Raw genomic sequence first — 17,704 nt, forward strand, 5'->3', positions numbered from 1 at the left:
CAGGATATAACATAAGACTATGACAAAATTTGAAAAAGTTACTGCCATTCGTGGCATGAACGATATTTTGCCCAATGAGAGTTGGCAGTGGGAACGCTTAGAAAGCATTCTTAAAATGTGGTTAGCACAATATGGTTATCTCAATGTGCGTACGCCGATTTTAGAGCAAACACGTCTATTTGCACGTGGTATCGGTGAAGTGACGGATATTGTTGAAAAAGAGATGTACACTTTCCGTATGTCAGAGGACTCAGATCAGCTGACGATGCGACCAGAGTTTACCGCAGGGATTGTGCGCGCTGCGATTGAGCATAATATTACTTATGATCGTCCTCAGCGCTTATTTTCTATGGGGCAGGTGTTCCGTCATGAGCGTCCACAAAAGGGACGTTATCGTCAGTTTCACCAAGTTTCTATCGAGGCATTAGGCTTTAATGGTCCTGATATTGATGCAGAGCAAATCATTATGCTGGCTCGACTTTGGAAATTATTAGGACTTAAAGATATTCATCTTGAACTCAATTCATTGGGTCAAACAGAAGAACGTAAAGCTCACAGAGAGGCGTTGATTAAGCATCTTGAGGCGAATATTGATATATTAGATGAAGACGGTAAACGTCGTATGTATAGCAATCCTTTACGTGTCTTGGATACTAAAAACCCCGCCATGCAAGAGATGGCAAATAATGCGCCTAAATTATTTGACTTCTTAGGTGAGGAGTCAAAAGCGCATTTCCAAGAAATTTGTACACGTCTAGAAGAGGCTGGTATTGCGTATACGATTAATCCTCGTTTGGTGCGTGGTTTAGATTATTACAACTTAACCGTATTTGAATGGGTAACGGGTAGTCTAGGTGCGCAAGCGACCGTATGTGGTGGTGGTCGTTATGACGGTCTTTGTGAGTTATTAGGCGGTAAAGCGACACCTGCGGTAGGTTTTGCTATTGGTTTAGAGCGACTGCTTGCGTTGATGGAACAAGCAGAGACGGTACAAGCGCCTAGTGAGACAGATATTTATGTGATTCATCAGGGTGAGGCAGCCAGTCGTCGAGCCTTACGTCTAGCTGAAACATGTCGCGATAAGGGGTGGCGTGTGCTGGTTCATGCCGGTGCGGCTTCATTTAAAGCGCAGTTTAAGCGTGCTGACTTCAGTGGAGCAAAGGTTGCGCTGATTCTGGGTGAGTCTGAAATAGAAACCAATACAGTGAGTATCAAACCATTACGTTTAGCAGATAATGGTATGATGTCAGAACAAGTAACGATTAGTCAAACTTCTCTCGTAGAAGAATTACAAAAAAGGATATAAGCATTATGGCTTTTGATTTAGAAGAACAGGAAAAGATTGAGCAGCTAAAAGCGTGGTGGGCACGTTTTGGTAGTCTTGTGACTGCTCTATTGACAGTAGTATTGCTCGCAATTATTGCTTACTTTGCGTGGGGTATGTATAAGAACTATCGTTCAGAACAAGCGCTAGGTTATTACGATACCATTAATATGGCGGTTAAAAATGCACGACCTGATGCTAACGATAAGGCACGTATCCAAGAAGCATTGTCAGTGCTACAAAAAGATTATGTGGGTACGGCGTATCCTGCACGTGCGAGCTTGGTAGCGTCAAAGTATTTTGTTGAGAAAAAAGACTTAGCCGCTGCACAGCAAGCCGTTCAATGGATTATTAGTGATAGCAAAGAAACAGAATTAGTGCCAGTGGCGCAATTACAATTAGCGGCTATTCTGATGGATCAAAATAAATTTGATGAGGCGCTTGCACAGGTAGCAAACCCGACAGGTGATTTCAAGGCACTCTTTTTGGATCGTCAAGCCGATATTTTATTAGCGAAAGGTCAGAAGCAGGAAGCTATCCAGGCATGGAAGTCTGCATTAAATGAGAAAAATCTTGATCCAACATTTGTACGTTTGATGGAAATGAAACTTAATGTTTTAGGTGGAGAGTAAATATGAAGGTTCGTGCATTAAAAGGTTTTGCCCTAGCATTAGGTGCTGCATTAACTTTATCTGCTTGCGGTTTAATGAGTAATGATAGTCGTTATGAACCCGTAGATTTAACAGAGTATCAAGCACAAGTCCAACCTCATATTACATGGACAGTCTCTATAGGTAGTGGTAGTGGGCATGGTTTTACACCTGTACTTGTTCAAGAGAGTATTTTTGCAGCAACTCCAGACGGTCAAGTGGTTCGTGTAAATGCAACAACCGGCGCTGTTGAGTGGCGTATTAAATTAGACAAGGCACTGGCGGGTGGTGTAGGCGTTGGTGAGGGTTTAGTGGCTGTCACCACACGTGATGGTCAAGTGCAAGTATTAGATGCCAATACTGGCGAAGCACGCTGGTCTAGCCGTACATCGACGATTTCTACGACACCACCTGTTATCGGTAGTGGTGTTGTGATTGTTCGAGGTGATGACTTCCGTGTACAAGGATTCAATGTAACAGATGGTTCATTGTTGTGGAGTTATGTTCGCACCAATCCAGAGATGTCTCTAAAAACTAATTCAAGAATGGTATTTGCTGATGCACGTACTGTGTTTGCTGCGGTACCAACAGGACGTTTAGTCGCACTTGATGTAAGTAACGGTCGTTTGTTATGGGAAGTATTGGCTGCGACGGTTAAAGGTCCAACTGATTTGGATAGCGTGACTGATGTGGTAGGTCAGCCTATTCTTTATGGGAATGAGGCCTGCTTTGCCAGCTATCAAGGTAATGTAGTGTGCTATAACTTTACCCAAAAAGGACCTGCATTGAGTTGGGCTCAACCATTTTCTAGTGCGGTAGGCGTAGATGCTACACCTAATGCTATTGTGAGTGCTGCTATTGACGGTACAGTTGCACTATTTGCTCGTCAAAATGGTCAAACCGTATGGGCAGATAGAACGTTAGCTAATCGTGGATTGACAAATCCTATCGTATTCAATAATTATGTTGTGGTTGCTGACTATGAGGGTTATGCCCACTTCTTTGATTTTAATTCAGGAACCTTATTAGGACGTGTATCACTAGGTGATAGCGATCCTGTGGTATCACCATTAATTGCAACCCCTAATGGTGTGGTAGCACAAACAGGTGACGGTGATTTAGTTTTATTTGGTGCTAAGTGAAGAAAACACAATTTAAGCCCGTTGTTGCCTTAGTGGGTCGTCCCAACGTAGGTAAATCAACATTATTTAATCGTCTTACGCGTTCACGTAATGCTTTAGTGGCAGACTATTCAGGTCTTACCCGAGATCGTCATTACGGTGAGGGGCGCGTGGGTTCTTATCCTTTTTTAGTGATTGATACAGGTGGTTTTGAGCCAGTCGTCAAAACAGGGATTCTTAAAGAAATGGCGCGTCAGACAGAGCAAGCGATTGCGGAGTCTGATGTGGTGATTTTTCTTGTGGATGCCCGTGCGGGTGTCAATGCACATGATCACGAAATTGCGGCAATGTTACGTCGTGCAGGTCCTAAGATTATCCTTGCCGTGAATAAGGCAGAAGGGATGAATCGAGTACAAGCAACGGCAGAGTTCCACGAGCTTGGTTTAGGTGAGCCTAATCCTATTTCCTCAGCACATGGGGATGGGGTGGTGGATCTCATTGAAAAAGCATTGGCATCGTTGGTGAATCCTGTTATCGAAGAGGAAACCGAAGAGGAATTTGTAGAGCTTGATGAAGATGCAGTAGAAGCTGAGTTGGCGGCAGGTGATACACAAGGTGCTGAGGAGGCTGACGAAGATGAAGATTTTCAGCATCGCATTAAGCTAGCGATTGTCGGTCGTCCTAATGTAGGTAAATCTACCTTGATTAATACACTTTTAGGTGAGCAACGCGTTATTGCCTTTGATATGCCGGGTACAACACGTGATGCGATTGAAATTGACTTTGATCAGGGCGATAAAAAATACACCATTATTGATACGGCAGGTTTGCGTAAACGTGGTAAGGTGTTTGAGTCTATTGAGAAATTCTCTGTGATTAAAACCTTGCAAGCGATTGAAGCATGTAATGTGGTGGTATTAGTTCTAGATGCACAAAGCGAAATATCTGAGCAGGATGCCCATATTGCAGGTTTTATCCTAGAAAGTGGTCGCGCTTTAGTTGTGGCAATTAATAAATGGGATGGTCTCGATGAGGATAAGCGTGATTGGATTATCCGTGAGTTCGAACGTAAAATGCGCTTTTTATCTTTCGCGAAATTGCATTATATTTCTGCCCTGAAAGGCCATGGTGTTAAAGCATTATTAAAATCAGTGAATGAGGCACATGCAGCAGCATTCCGTAAGCTTTCTACACCGAAACTGACTCGAGAGTTACGTGCCGCCGTAGAGCAACAACCACCTCCACGGAAAGGTATTTTCCGTCCTAAGATGCGATATGCGCATCAAGGTGGGCAGAATCCACCATTGGTGATTGTGCATGGTAATGCTTTAGATGCGATTAGTGAATCTTATAAACGTTACTTAGAATCACGTTTCCGTCGAGTGTTTAAACTCGAGGGGACACCAATGCGCATTGAATTCAAATCTTCAAATAATCCTTATAAAGACGCTTAACTATGAGTAATCAATTCTGGAGTGATATCGTAGGGGAGTTAAAACCTTACGTGCCAGGCGAACAACCTAAAGAAGGGCTATTTATTAAATTAAATAGCAATGAGTCACCTTATGAACCATCGCCAAAAGCGATGCAAGCGATGGAAAAGGCCATTCATGGTGGGCTAGCCCTTTATCCAGAAGCGGATGCTACACCAGTGCGAGAGGCGGTGGCGAAGTACTATGACATTGCTCCAGATCAAGTTTTTGTGGGGAATGGTTCTGACGAGGCGTTGGCTCACGTATTTAACGGTTTATTCCGTCATGCTGGCAAACATATTCTTTTTCCCAATATTACTTATAGCTTTTATCCCACATATGCGAAGTTATATAGTGTGCCTTACAAAGAAGTGCCTTTAGCGGACGATTTTAGTTTGGATTTAACGCCTTATTTGGCGGCCTCTAGTGATGAAGTGGCAGCGATTATTTTTGCCAATCCCAATGCACCTACAAGTGTGGCATTAGGTTTAGACAAGATTGAGCAACTACTGCAAGCACAGCCCAATATAGTGATTGTTGTGGACGAAGCCTATGTGGATTTTGGTGGCGAGACAGCGATTCCATTAATCAAGAAATATCCTAATCTTGTGGTGATTCAGACCTTATCGAAATCACGCTCTTTAGCTGGTATTCGTGTGGGCTTTGCTTTTGGTCAAGCCAGCTTGATGGAAGCATTAGTTCGTGTGAAAAATAGCTTTAATTCATATCCTATTGATCGCGTAGCACAAGCAGGGGCGATTGCCGCCTTTGAAGATGAAGAGTACTTCCAAAAAACACGCAAAATGATTATGGATTCGCGAGAGTATCTGATGGCGGAAGTAAAACGCCTTGGTTTCCAAGTGTTGCCATCGAGCACTAATTTTATTTTTATGCGTCATCCGCAATATGATGCTGCTAAAATCGCAGCAGCCTTGCGTGAACATAGATTATTAGTACGTCATTTTAAACAAGCACCGATTGAGCAGTATCTACGTGTAACAATTGGGACACAAGAAAATTGCGAAAATTTAGTAAATGCCTTGTCTGAAATCCTTTCTAAGGGTATTATTTAACTAAGCCAACGAAGATTGTGCAGTTGTTGATGAAAAGCTCACAATCTTTGTTTAGAATTTTAAAATTAAAAATATGGAGCTTTTATCAATGAGCACTAAAGGACAGTCTTTACAAGATCCTTTCTTAAACGCACTACGCAAAGAGCACGTACCAGTATCTATTTACTTAGTTAATGGTATTAAGCTACAAGGTCAAATTGAATCTTTTGATCAATATGTCGTGTTATTGCGTAATACAGTTACACAGATGGTATACAAGCACGCTATTTCTACGGTCGTACCTGCTCGTGCAGTTAGCTTCCCAGACGTAGCTTCAGAAGAATAATCCTTGTTTCTGATTCCAAACGCTTAATTCTTTCAAAATGCCTACCCACCTTTTTGGAGGGCAGGCATTTTGTTTGTCGCAATTATGAAAGCAATTATTATCAGTGTTGATTTTGGCAAACTAGATTATCAAGCTCATGCTCAAGAGTTTGAAATGCTAGCAACGGGTGCAGGGGCAGAAATCCTTGCTACCGTTGTGGCTAAACGCGACCGCCCCGATGCTAAATTTTTTATTGGTTCAGGCAAGGTCGATGAAGTTGCCTTGCTTATCCAAAGCTGTCAGCCTGACATTGTCTTATTTGATCAACCATTAAGTCCCGCACAGCAACGTAACTTAGAGCGTGTCTTTAATTTGCGAGTAGTGGATAGAGTGACGTTGATTTTGGATATTTTTGCTTTACGTGCACAAAGCCATGAGGGTAAGCTACAAGTTGAGTTAGCTCAACTACAGCATCTCACTACACGCCTAACGCGGATGTGGACACACTTGGAGCGTCAGCGTGGTGGTATTGGTATGCGCGGTCCAGGTGAGTCGCAGTTAGAGATGGACAAGCGGATGATTGGTGACAAAGTCCGTATGCTTAAAGAGCGTTTAGCTAAGGTAGAAAAACAGCGAGCGACACAGCGTCGTTCACGAGAGCGATCACATACCTTATCGGTTTCTTTGGTGGGGTATACCAATGCAGGTAAATCCACTTTGTTTAATGCACTGACACGAGCAGGGGCGTATGCAGCCGATCAGCTTTTTGCAACGTTGGATACCACCACACGTCGTATTTGGTTGGAGACGGCAGGGCAGATTACTGTATCCGATACCGTAGGGTTTATTCGTGACTTACCGACGACATTGATTGCGGCATTTAAAGCGACATTAGAAGAAACAGTACATGCGGATTTATTACTTCATGTGATTGATGCTTCAAGTCCACAGCGTGATGAGCAAATTTCAGAGGTAAATAAAGTATTACAGGAGATTGGTGCACAAGACATCCCCACCATTCTCGTTTACAATAAGATTGATTTAGTGGGTTATGAGCCAAAAATTGATCGAGATGAATTAGGGCGAATAACTCGTGTTTTTGTTAGTGCACAAGAACGTGCAGGATTAGAGGGTTTGCGTCTGGCGATGGCAGAGGCAAAAGCTCAGATTTTAGGAATGACGAACGTTGAGACTTACGAAAATTTTTAATCTAAATGACCCGGGCTGGGGGCGTGGTAATAATCAATCACCTCAGCATAAACCAGAAAATCAAGACCCCCCGCGGCGCCCACAAAATAACGATAATCCTCCTGATTTGGATCAAGTATTAGATGATTTTTCTAAGCGCTTGAAGTCGGTCTTTGGAGGTGGTTCAGGGGGTAATCATCGCCCGGGTAATCAGCCTTTAGGCGGTGGTCGCCGACAAGGCCCTTCGCCTAAAATGTTTAAGTTTGGTGCGGTAGGGCTTGCTGTGATTGCAGCAGGTGTATGGGCCACTAGTGGGTTTTATATCGTACGCGAAGGACAGGTTGGTGTTGTTACCCAGTTTGGTAAATATCACAAAACAGTTTCTCCGGGCTTTCAATGGCATATTCCATCACCTATCCAAAATGTGGAGCTTGTGGATATTTCACGAGTGCGTTCGTTTTCGGTAGGTTATCGTGATAGCGCACGCAATAAGGTATTGCCAGAAGCATTAATGCTGACAGAAGACGAAAACATCGTTGATGTACAGTTTGATGTGCAATATCGTCTAAAAGCAGGCATGCCAGATGAGCAAGGTCGTCAATCCGCTGCAGCAGACTATTTATTCCAAACCGTCTCCCCAGATGAGGCCGTACGCCAAGCTGCAGAAACGGCAATGCGTGAGATTGTTGGTAAACAGTCAATGAATAAGATTTTATATGAGAGTCGTACACAGGCAGCGATTGATGTACGTCAATTAATGCAAAATATTCTTGATCGTTATCGTACGGGTATCGAGGTGATTACTGTGGCTATCCAAAACGTACAACCTCCTGAGCAAGTACAAGCGGCATTTGAGGATGCGATTAAAGCGGGCCAAGATAATGAGCGCCAAAAGAATGAAGGTCATGCTTATGCGAGCAAGGTCATTCCAGAGGCACGTGGTCAAGCGTCTCGTATCCTACAAGATGCAGAAGGTTATAAGGCAGCAATCGTTGGTCAAGCCAAGGGTGCCGCAGAACGCTTTGTGAGCATTGAAAAGGAATATGCTAATGCACCAGCAATTACTCGTGAGCGTATGTATATTTCGACCTTAGAAGAAGTATATAGCAATGCCTCAAAAGTGATGTTGGATACGCAAGGTGGCAATAATATGATGTATTTGCCGATTGATAAAATCATTGAGCAAAGTAGTCAAACAGTAGTGCCTGCGACATCTACTACGCCATCAGTTACACCGTCATCAATGACTTCTGCGCCTAGCAATAGTGCAGCGAGTACTAATGCGGCTAATACGAGCACATCACGCAGCAATGATTTGACGCGTGATCGTAATGCATTAAGTCGTACACGACCAGCGCAGTAAGGAGTAAAGCATGAATCGTTCAACTTTAGGTATTATTTTATTAGCGGTGATTGCTTGGCTTGCATCATCGACATTGTTTATTGTGAGTGAGCGCAATTATGCCTTGGTGTTTAAGCTAGGTGAATGGCAGCGCACCATAACAGAGCCAGGTTTGTACTTTAAATTACCTTCACCATTACAAAACGTCGTGATGTTGGATAAACGTGTACAGACGATTGAGTCTGGAGATACTGAGCGTATTCAGACCTCTGAGAAAAAGAATTTGATTATTGATTCTTATATCAAATGGCGTATTCAAGACCCGCGTCAGTTCTATATCTCATTTGGTTCAGATACAAAAGCAGCGCAAAATCGTTTAAATGCGCAAATTCGTGATGCCTTAAACGCTTCCGTGAATACGCGTACAGTACGTGCGGTTGTATCGCAAGAGCGTGACATTGTGATGGCGGAGATTTTACAAAATGTTGAATCGCGTGCTAAACCTCTTGGTATTCAAGTGGTGGATGTACGTCTAAAACGTATTGAATTCTCACAAGAAGTTTCAGACTCTGTGTATACCCGTATGCAAGCAGAGCGTAAGCAAGAAGCCAATAGCTTGCGAGCAAATGGTGCCGCAGAAAGCGAAACTATCCGTGCAGATGCTGATCGTCGTGTCCAAGAAGTGTTAGCGGAGGCCAATGCAAAAGCACAAGCTATTCGAGGTGAGGGCGATGCACAGGCAGCCAAAATTTATGCTGACGCTTATAGTCGCAATCCTGACTTTTATAGTTTCTACAACAGTATGAATGCTTACAAAAACGTTTTTTCTTCTAAAAACGATTTGTTAGTGGTTGATCCAAAATCGGAGTTCTTTAAATATTTTAAAGAGTCTAAATGACGATAAAACAGCATGGCATGAAAAGTATTAAGACTTATTTCATATGAAAGAGAAACTTAATACGCTAAATTAATAAAAATTTTGCTATAATGCCGTGTAAGTTAAGAAATGTAAATACGGTCTACTTGCTTACGCAAATAGACCGTTTTTTTATTGGGCTTTCAAGATGAGTGCGCAAAATTGGTTATTGCCAGACTATTTATCGGATATCTTGCCAGCAGAGGCTAGACGCATCGAGGAGTTACGTCGCCGTTTACTTGACCTGTATCGAACCCATGGTTTTGAAATGGTGACACCACCATTGGTCGAGTACACAGACTCTTTATTTGCAGGTCAGCAAGATGCTTTATTTTTACAGACGTGTAAATTAGTCGATCAAATATCGGGGCGCACAATGGGTGTGCGTGCGGATATGACACCGCAAATTACACGTATTGATGCACACTTATTAAATAGAGAGGGTGTAACACGTCTTTGTTATTGCGGTTCGGTCTTGCATGCTAAACCAGCCGGTCTTTTATCAGATCGCGAGCTGATGCAGATTGGTGCAGAGATTTATGGTTATGCGGGTCCAGAGGCGGATTATCAAGTGATCGAACTAGCATTAGAGAGTTTATCTGTTGCTGGTGTTGTCAATCCGCGAGTAGATTTAAATCACCCTGGTATTACGCGAGCATTGATAGAGGCATTTCCTGCTTTTGCCAATGATATTGACACGATTTATACTTACCTTAAAGATAAGGATGTGGCATCTTTAAGCAGTTTGTTAAATCAATATCCAGAATTGCCTGCGACTATTCGAACAGGCTTATTGGCATTACCACAACTATACGGTGGCGTAGAGGTGTTAGAGCGAGCCAAACAGGTATTGCCAGATTTGGAAGGGGTAACAGCGGGTCTAAATGCACTGGGCGAAATTGTCGCAACACTCGATAGTAATTTGGTGAGTATTGATTTGGCAGATGTCACAGGGTATGCCTATCATTCAGGCGTTATTTTTGCATTATATGCGGACGGTTGGCATGAGGCATTGGTACGAGGTGGGCGTTATGATAATGCAGGCGCAGTCTATGGACGTGCACGACCTGCGACAGGATTTAGTTTGGATTTGCGTAAATTATCAGCAGGCTTGACCCCCGCTAAAGCAAGTAGAGCGATTCGTGCACCTTGGTCTAAGGATGAGGCCTTGACGGCTAACATTAAAACCTTGCGAGCACAGGGCAATATTGTGGTACAAGAATTTCCAAATAGCCAATTTGCAGTAGATGAGTTTGTGTTTGAACAAGAACTTGTTTTTGAAGCGGGTGCATGGATTTTAAAGGATAAAAAGTAGTTTACAAAAGCGCATGGTTGTACATAGTAAGACACATTTGCGCTGAATAAGATACGTCATAGAGAGAACATAGGGCACGCTCTCGGAGAAAGGTTTTTGTTGTAGCTTCTATATCCGAGGGATAGTTAAGCAAGATAAAAATAGTCTATAGAGCGTGTACGGTATTTTGATTTGGAGCTTAAGAATATGAGCAAAAACGTTGTAGTCATTGGTACCCAATGGGGCGATGAAGGAAAAGGTAAGATTGTGGATTGGCTAGCTGAGAGCGTGCATGGTGTTGTACGTTTCCAAGGTGGTCATAACGCAGGTCATACTTTATGGATTAATGGTCAAAAAACGATTCTTCGTTTGATTCCATCAGGCATTATGCACAAACACACAACGTGCTATATTGGTAATGGTGTGGTGCTTTCGCCAGAGGCGCTTTTAAAAGAAATTGGTGAGCTTGAGGCGGCAGGTATTGATGTACGCAGTCGTTTAAAGATTTCTGAGGCAGCTACCTTAATTCTTCCTTATCATATTGCGATTGACCAAGCGCGTGAAGCAGCCAAAGGTGATGCTAAGATTGGTACAACGGGTCGTGGTATTGGTCCTGCGTATGAGGATAAAGTTGCTCGTCGAGCGATTCGTGTTCAGGATATGTTCCAGCCAGACGTATTAGATACAAAACTAAAAGAAATCGTTGAATACCACAACTTTATTTTAGCGAATTTCCTAAAAGCACCGACTGTGTCTTATGATGAAATCCGTGCACAAATTAAAGAATGGGCTGAACAGATTAAACCGATGGTGGCTGACGTTGCTTCAGAGCTTTATGATGTTCAAAAAGCAGGTAAAGCCTTATTATTCGAAGGTGCGCAAGGGGCGTTGTTAGATATTGATCATGGTACGTATCCTTTTGTGACAAGTAGTAATTGTGTGGCAGGTCAAGCTTCTGCGGGTGCGGGTGTTGGACCGTCATCATTACATTATGTATTAGGCATCACTAAAGCTTATACCACACGTGTAGGTTCGGGTCCTTTCCCAAGTGAGTTATTAAACGAAACAGGTGCGCATATTGCAAAAGTCGGTCAAGAGTTTGGTTCAGTGACAGGTCGTCCTCGTCGTTGTGGTTGGTTTGATGCGGCGGCTTTAAAGCGTTCTGCCATTATCAATGGTATTAGTGGTTTATGTGTGACTAAGCTAGATGTATTAGATGGTTTGCCAGAAGTAGGTATCTGCGTAGGTTATAAACTAGATGGTAAAGCCATTGATGTATTGCCATATGGTGCCGAAAATTGTGCTAAAGTGGAGCCTATCATTGAGATGATTCAAGGCTGGACAGAAAGCACAAAAGGGGTGACGGAGTATGATAAGTTACCAGAAAATGCACGTAAATTTTTAGCGCGTATGCAAGAAATCTGCGAAGTACCTATTGCGATGATTTCTACAGGTCCTGATCGCAAAGAAACCATTATGTTAAATAATCCATTAAAAGGTTAATGATGAGCCTACCACAAAGTACAGAGACAGATTTATGGGTGAGTTGGTCAGACTACAATCGATTGATTGAGCGTTTGGCATTAAATGTTCACCAGTCTGGTTGGAAATTTGATCAAATCGTTTGCTTAGCGCGTGGTGGTGTACGCGTAGGCGATGTACTATCACGTATTTTTGATGTGCCATTAGGTATTCTTGCGACGAGCTCTTATCGAGAAGCAGCAGGGACAGTACAGGGTCAATTAGATATCGCAAAATTCATTACGATTACACGCGGGACACTAGAAGGTCGAGTATTGCTCGTGGATGATATGGTGGATACAGGGCTAACTTTTAACAAGGTTTACGAGCACCTTTTATCCCAATTTCCAGCGATTGAAGAAATGCGTTCTGCCGTATTGTGGTGGAAAGGACATTCTAAGGTTGAGCCACATTATTATGTGGATAAATTACCGACCAATCCTTGGATTCATCAACCATTCGAAGATTACGATAGCTTACGTCCACACCAATTAGAAGCATGGATTCGTAAGGGTACATCACAAAATTTATAATCTTTGCTTGAAATATCACCGATAGATACCCTATCCGTAGTGGATAGGGTATTTTTAATGGTAACGATAAGTGCTTGACAATATTAAAAAAATTGTGTCATAATTGATGGTTTATAGGTCTAGCTAGTTTTAGTTAGAAATAGTATTAACATTACTTACTTAAAAAAGGTCAGGTGATTTATTAAACCGTCTTTCGTTTTAAAGATAGAGTAGACGAAAGATTATGTCAGTATTTGGTATGGACTAGGCTGACACTTTTTACAGAACACCGTGAGTTATGCTGTAATAATTCACACTAGATTAAAGGATTTTAGAATGCCAAGCGTTCGTCTTAAAGAAAATGAGCCATTTGAGGCTGCTCTACGTCGTTTTAAACGTACTATCGAAAAAACAGGTCTTTTAACAGATTTACGTGCTCGTGAATTCTACGAAAAACCAACAACAGAGCGTAAGCGTAAACACGCTGCTGCGGTTAAACGTCACTACAAACGTATCCGTAGCCAACAATTACCTCCACGTCTATACTAATTTTTAGTATGATTCCTGAATCCTTTGTTCAGGAGTTGCTCAACCGTGTCAATGTTGAGGATGTGGTTGGGCAATACGTGCAATTAAAAAAGAGCGGGGCCAATTTATTTGGCCTTTGTCCTTTTCATAACGAAAAAAGCCCATCTTTTTCAGTTAGTCCTCAAAAACAGTTTTTCCATTGCTTTAGTTGTGGTCAAGGTGGTAGTGCCATTGACTTCTTGATGAAGCATTTAGGATTGTCCTTCCCCGAAGCCGTTAAGCAATTAGCAAGTCGTGTGGGTATGCAGGTCCCACAGAACCAACGGCGATTAAGTCCTAGACAAATAGCGGCAGAAAAAGCCCAAAAAGCCCGTAGTGAATTATTGCATGAGTGTTTAGAAAAAGCACAACAACATTATAAGACGCAGTTGCGTCATGCTACGTCAGCAATTGATTATTTAAAAGGTCGAGGTCTTGACGGTAAAACGGCCTTAAAATTTGGTCTGGGCTGGAGTGGTACGGATCGTCAAGGTTTAAAGACGGTTTTTGAGAACTATGATGATGCTTTATTGGTCGATGCTGGCTTAGTTATTCAGAGTGAGGACTTGCGTAAGTATGATCGCTTTCGCGAACGTGTCACTTTTCCGATTTACAATGCAAGAGGCAAAATTATCGGATTTGGTGGTCGCATTATCGGTAATGGACAACCTAAGTATTTAAACTCACCAGAAACAGAGATTTTCCACAAAGGCTCAGAGCTTTACGGTCTTTTTGAAAATCGACAAGGCATTCATAAAGAGGGCTTTGTACTGGTGGTAGAAGGCTATATGGATGTGGTGAGCCTAGCACAATTAGGACTAGAAAATGCCGTAGCCACATTAGGGACAGCGACCTCAAGTGAGCATTTAACCAAGTTAATGCGCGTCACCCATAAAATAGTGTTTAGCTTTGATGGCGATAAGGCAGGGCGTCGAGCGGCTTGGAAAGCGTTGAATATTTGCTTACCTTTATTGCGTGATGATGTCGCTATGCGCTTTTTATTCTTGCCAGAAGAGCATGATCCAGATACCTATATTCGTGAGTTTGGGCAAGAAAAATTCCGTGAGCAGGTTCAACAGTCTTTACCCTTATCCAGTTTTTTAATCGAAGAATTAAAGCAAAATTATCGATTGGATGAAGCAGAGGGTAGGGCAGCGTGTTTGCATGAAATTCGGGCAATGTTGGTGCAAATCCCACAAGAAGCGATTATTCGTTTACAGATAGAAAAGGATATTGCTAAATTATTGGGTTTGACGCATGAAGAGTTAAAACAAGATTTAGCACAGTATCTTGAAGCACAACAATTGCGACAAGCACAGTATGTTCAACATGGGCAGCAAAGTGTGAGTTCAACCATCGTTGCTCATGAAGATGTCTTTGGGGCACGTTCAAATGTATCTGAATCGTCATCGAGCGGTAAGTTAGTATCCCCCAAAAGACCCACGCCTAAGTTTAAAGGACGTACTCATCGAACAGTGGATCCTTTGTCTTTACGGATTATTCGATTGGTGATTAATCATCCAGAATTAATTCATAGTATGACAGAACGACAGCTTGAAATTTTAAACAAGCAGCCCCATTATGAGTTAGTAGTACAATTTTTGGCGATATGTATGGCACAAGGAACTGCGGTGGTAGGTCATTTGCAGCCATATCTTGCCAATGAAGAAGAAATTCAACGCATTATCATGTCAACGGATAAAGATTCTTTACATGATGAAGTGTTAAATGACCCTATCGCAGAATGGTTAGGGATTATTAAAAAAGTAGAAATCGAAGGCTTAAAACAAGCGCTTAGCGAATTTACCTCAGCTGATTTACAGGACGAACAAAAAGTGCATCGTTATCGTCAACTGACCAAAAGGTTAAATAGACTGAGAGAAAAGCACATATAGCGGAAATATTGTATAATTTAAGGTTACCGACTACTTTTATCTGTTAGAAGTATCAATCAATTTCACACGAAAGCATCACTATGGCAGAAAACAAAAAAGCAGCGACCGCCAAAAAAACAACGGCTCAGTCGGCTGACAAAGTAACAAAAGCAGTAGCAGACGCTACTGTAGAGAAAAAGGCGAAAAAGACGACAGTTTCTGACGCACCGATTACTGAGAAAAAGGTAGCTAAGAAAACCGCAAAAGCGCCAAAAGAAGCGAAAGCAAGCAAAAAAGCAGAAGAATTAGAAGACGATTTTGATGATTTTGACGATTTCGAAGAAGCGCCTAAGAGCAAAAAATCGCCGGGTCGCCCTAAATCATCTTCATCATCAGACGATTTGGATTTTGATGATGATGGTGGCGATGATGATAGCGTAGATATTGACTTCTCTGATAGTAAACAGGGACGTGGTAAGCGCCGTAGCGAAGGTTCTCGCTCGTCTACGCCAGAGCAAATTGAAGCACGTCGTGCCCAGATGAAGCAGCTTATTAAGCAAGGTAAAGATCGTGGATACTTAACTTATGCTGAAATTAATGACTCTTTATCGGATGATTTGGTTGATGCAGATGCTATTGATAGTATTATCAGTACATTCAGTGAAATGGGTATTCCTGTTTATGATCAAGCACCGACAGCTGAAGATTTAATCCTCAACGACAGTACGCCGATTAGTGACGATGATGATGTTGAAGATGAGGCTGAAGCAGCATTAACCACAGTAGATTCTGAGTTTGGTCGCACGACTGACCCTGTGCGTATGTATATGCGCGAGATGGGTTCAGTCGAATTATTAACACGTGACGGTGAGATTGAGATTGCCAAACGTATTGAAGAAGGCTTAAAGGCGATGGTGATGGCAATTGCTGCCTCTCCAACCACTATCGAAGAAATTCTTAATCATATCCAACGTGTACGTGACGGTGAGGCGCAAATTGATGAAATCGTAGACGGACTAATTGCCGATGACGGTGAGGAATACGCGGGTTCAGGTGCTGCCTTAGAAGAAGACGCAGACGATGGTCCAGGTGGTATGAGTAGCAAACAAATCGAAATGCTACACGAACAAGCCATGGTGAAGTTTGACCAAGTCGAAAAAGCTTTCAAAAAAATGAAAGCCGAGTGCGAAAAAGGTGCTTACCAATCCAAAGCTTACGAAGCAGCTCATCAAATCATCCATGATGAATTGCTAGGTGTTCGTTTTACCGCTAAGATTGTAGAAAAACTCGCTAATACCTTGCGTGCCCATGTTGATCAGGTACGTAATTTAGAGCGTCAGATGCTAACGGTTTGCGTGGATCGTGTTGATATGCCACGTGAGCATTTTATTGAATCATTCCCCGGTAATGAAACCAATTTAGAATGGGTCAATAAAGAAATCGCTTCTGGTGCAAAATATGCAGAAAAATTAGCGCGTTTTATTCCAGATATCCATGAAATTCAACAGAAATTTATTGAGCTTGAAAAAGAGGTGATTCTACCCATTCAAGATCTAAAGGATGTGAATAAACGCATGGTTAATGGTGAGGCAAAAGCCAAGAAAGCTAAGCGCGAAATGATTGAGGCGAACTTACGTCTGGTGATTTCAATCGCTAAGAAATACACTAACCGTGGTTTACAATTCTTAGACCTTATCCAAGAGGGCAATATCGGTTTGATGAAAGCCGTGGATAAGTTTGAGTATCGTCGAGGCTATAAATTCTCAACCTATGCGACATGGTGGATTCGTCAAGCGATTACACGTTCTATCGCTGACCAAGCCCGTACAATTCGTATTCCTGTCCATATGATTGAAACGATTAATAAGATGAATCGTATTAATCGTCAGATTTTACAAGAAACAGGCGTTGAGCCTGATCCAGCGACATTGGCACAGAAAATGGATATGCCAGTCGAAAAAGTACGTAAAATTCTTAAAATCGCCAAAGAACCTATCTCTATGGAGACCCCAATTGGTGATGATGACGATTCGCACTTAGGTGATTTTATCGAAGACTTGAGCACATTAGCGCCAGCAGATTCTGCATTGCAGCGTTCAATGAGCGAAGTTTTTGAAGAAGTGATTAACTCACTCACACAGCGTGAGGGTAAAGTATTACGTATGCGTTTTGGTATTGGTATGAGCTCAGACCAAACACTAGAAGAAGTCGGTAAACAATTTGATGTAACACGTGAACGTATTCGTCAGATTGAAGCAAAAGCCTTACGTAAATTACGTCACCCAAGCCGTGCGGATAAGCTAAAGAGTTTCTTAGAGAATTCTTAACTTATTGGAATAAAAGCCCTTTTGGACGTGTAAGCACGATTTGAAGGACTTTTTAAGCGAATACTTAAGCGCCCCACTATAGTTGTATAGTGGGGCGTTTTTTTGGAATTTTGGCATAAAAAGTCTCTAGGACATTTTTGTCATATTGAAAATTTATCTTTCTAGAAATATCCTTTTTGTAAGTTATTACATTGATTCATGTGTATATATGTGTATAAT

General features: G+C 42.1%; 15 protein-coding genes. All 15 read left to right on the forward strand.

All coding sequences use genetic code 11. The features are described from left to right. Positions 1-19 precede the first annotated feature (19 nt). Positions 20-1,306: a histidine--tRNA ligase gene (gene hisS, locus HKX39_RS03890; protein WP_171680006.1), complete on the forward strand. Its 1,287-nt coding sequence runs from the start codon at positions 20-22 to the stop codon at positions 1,304-1,306. A 5-nt stretch (positions 1,307-1,311) separates the two neighbouring features. Continuing rightward, entirely contained in the window at positions 1,312-1,956 is a 645-nt protein-coding gene (locus HKX39_RS03895; RefSeq protein ID WP_171680007.1) for a YfgM family protein, read from the forward strand. A gap of 2 nt (positions 1,957-1,958) precedes the next feature. Next, positions 1,959-3,116 (forward strand): outer membrane protein assembly factor BamB, encoded by a 1,158-nt coding sequence (gene bamB, locus HKX39_RS03900; RefSeq protein WP_171680008.1) that lies wholly within the window; start codon positions 1,959-1,961, stop codon positions 3,114-3,116. After that, the gene (der, locus tag HKX39_RS03905; protein ID WP_171680009.1) at positions 3,113-4,549 is read left to right on the forward strand and encodes a ribosome biogenesis GTPase Der; all 1,437 of its coding nucleotides are present in this window, start codon (positions 3,113-3,115) and stop codon (positions 4,547-4,549) included. Before bamB ends, der begins: the two co-directional genes overlap by 4 nt. A gap of 2 nt (positions 4,550-4,551) precedes the next feature. Beyond that, the gene (gene hisC / locus HKX39_RS03910; RefSeq protein ID WP_171680010.1) at positions 4,552-5,640 is read left to right on the forward strand and encodes a histidinol-phosphate transaminase; all 1,089 of its coding nucleotides are present in this window, start codon (positions 4,552-4,554) and stop codon (positions 5,638-5,640) included. Positions 5,641-5,728: 88 nt separating this feature from the next. After that, positions 5,729-5,965, forward strand: a complete 237-nt coding sequence (gene hfq, locus HKX39_RS03915) for an RNA chaperone Hfq (RefSeq protein WP_171680011.1) — start codon at positions 5,729-5,731, stop codon at positions 5,963-5,965. An 84-nt stretch (positions 5,966-6,049) separates the two neighbouring features. Beyond that, positions 6,050-7,153, forward strand: coding sequence for a GTPase HflX (hflX, locus tag HKX39_RS03920; RefSeq protein ID WP_171680012.1), 1,104 nt, complete (start codon positions 6,050-6,052; stop codon positions 7,151-7,153). Continuing rightward, complete coding sequence (gene hflK / locus HKX39_RS03925; protein WP_171680013.1) at positions 7,131-8,495, forward strand: FtsH protease activity modulator HflK; 1,365 nt, start codon at positions 7,131-7,133, stop codon at positions 8,493-8,495. The genes hflX and hflK overlap by 23 nt, the downstream gene beginning before the upstream one ends. Positions 8,496-8,505: 10 nt before the next feature. Then, on the forward strand, positions 8,506-9,372 hold the full coding sequence (gene hflC / locus HKX39_RS03930) for a protease modulator HflC (RefSeq protein ID WP_171680014.1): 867 nt from the start codon (positions 8,506-8,508) through the stop codon (positions 9,370-9,372). Between the two features lie 166 nt (positions 9,373-9,538). Then, positions 9,539-10,705 (forward strand): ATP phosphoribosyltransferase regulatory subunit, encoded by a 1,167-nt coding sequence (locus tag HKX39_RS03935; protein WP_171680015.1) that lies wholly within the window; start codon positions 9,539-9,541, stop codon positions 10,703-10,705. Between the two features lie 186 nt (positions 10,706-10,891). Further along, entirely contained in the window at positions 10,892-12,187 is a 1,296-nt protein-coding gene (locus HKX39_RS03940; protein ID WP_171680016.1) for an adenylosuccinate synthase, read from the forward strand. A 2-nt stretch (positions 12,188-12,189) separates the two neighbouring features. Then, positions 12,190-12,738 carry a phosphoribosyltransferase gene (locus tag HKX39_RS03945; RefSeq protein ID WP_171680017.1) on the forward strand — a complete coding sequence of 183 codons (549 nt, stop codon included), beginning with the start codon at positions 12,190-12,192 and terminating at the stop codon, positions 12,736-12,738. Positions 12,739-13,053: 315 nt separating this feature from the next. After that, positions 13,054-13,266, forward strand: a complete 213-nt coding sequence (rpsU, locus tag HKX39_RS03950) for a 30S ribosomal protein S21 (protein WP_159990714.1) — start codon at positions 13,054-13,056, stop codon at positions 13,264-13,266. Positions 13,267-13,274: 8 nt separating this feature from the next. Then, positions 13,275-15,179, forward strand: a complete 1,905-nt coding sequence (gene dnaG, locus HKX39_RS03955; RefSeq protein WP_171680018.1) for a DNA primase — start codon at positions 13,275-13,277, stop codon at positions 15,177-15,179. An 80-nt stretch (positions 15,180-15,259) separates the two neighbouring features. Continuing rightward, positions 15,260-17,485 carry an RNA polymerase sigma factor RpoD gene (gene rpoD / locus HKX39_RS03960; protein ID WP_171680019.1) on the forward strand — a complete coding sequence of 742 codons (2,226 nt, stop codon included), beginning with the start codon at positions 15,260-15,262 and terminating at the stop codon, positions 17,483-17,485. The last annotated feature ends 219 nt before the right edge of the window (positions 17,486-17,704 follow it).

It is taken from the genome of Pelistega suis (assembly GCF_013133795.1).
GTDB lineage: Bacteria > Pseudomonadota > Gammaproteobacteria > Burkholderiales > Burkholderiaceae_B > Taylorella > Taylorella suis.

Bases quoted from the DNA above. Each gene is read 5' to 3' on its own strand.
- rpoD (WP_171680019.1), top strand. From the start codon at position 15,260: ATGGCAGAAAACAAAAAAGCAGCGACCGCCAAAAAAACAACGGCTCAG.
- hflX (WP_171680012.1), top strand. From the start codon at position 6,050: ATGAAAGCAATTATTATCAGTGTTGATTTTGGCAAACTAGATTATCAA.
- HKX39_RS03935 (WP_171680015.1), top strand. From the start codon at position 9,539: ATGAGTGCGCAAAATTGGTTATTGCCAGACTATTTATCGGATATCTTG.
- HKX39_RS03945 (WP_171680017.1), top strand. From the start codon at position 12,190: ATGAGCCTACCACAAAGTACAGAGACAGATTTATGGGTGAGTTGGTCA.
- HKX39_RS03940 (WP_171680016.1), top strand. From the start codon at position 10,892: ATGAGCAAAAACGTTGTAGTCATTGGTACCCAATGGGGCGATGAAGGA.
- dnaG (WP_171680018.1), top strand. From the start codon at position 13,275: ATGATTCCTGAATCCTTTGTTCAGGAGTTGCTCAACCGTGTCAATGTT.
- rpsU (WP_159990714.1), top strand. From the start codon at position 13,054: ATGCCAAGCGTTCGTCTTAAAGAAAATGAGCCATTTGAGGCTGCTCTA.
- bamB (WP_171680008.1), top strand. From the start codon at position 1,959: ATGAAGGTTCGTGCATTAAAAGGTTTTGCCCTAGCATTAGGTGCTGCA.
- hisS (WP_171680006.1), top strand. From the start codon at position 20: ATGACAAAATTTGAAAAAGTTACTGCCATTCGTGGCATGAACGATATT.
- HKX39_RS03895 (WP_171680007.1), top strand. From the start codon at position 1,312: ATGGCTTTTGATTTAGAAGAACAGGAAAAGATTGAGCAGCTAAAAGCG.
- hfq (WP_171680011.1), top strand. From the start codon at position 5,729: ATGAGCACTAAAGGACAGTCTTTACAAGATCCTTTCTTAAACGCACTA.
- hisC (WP_171680010.1), top strand. From the start codon at position 4,552: ATGAGTAATCAATTCTGGAGTGATATCGTAGGGGAGTTAAAACCTTAC.
- hflC (WP_171680014.1), top strand. From the start codon at position 8,506: ATGAATCGTTCAACTTTAGGTATTATTTTATTAGCGGTGATTGCTTGG.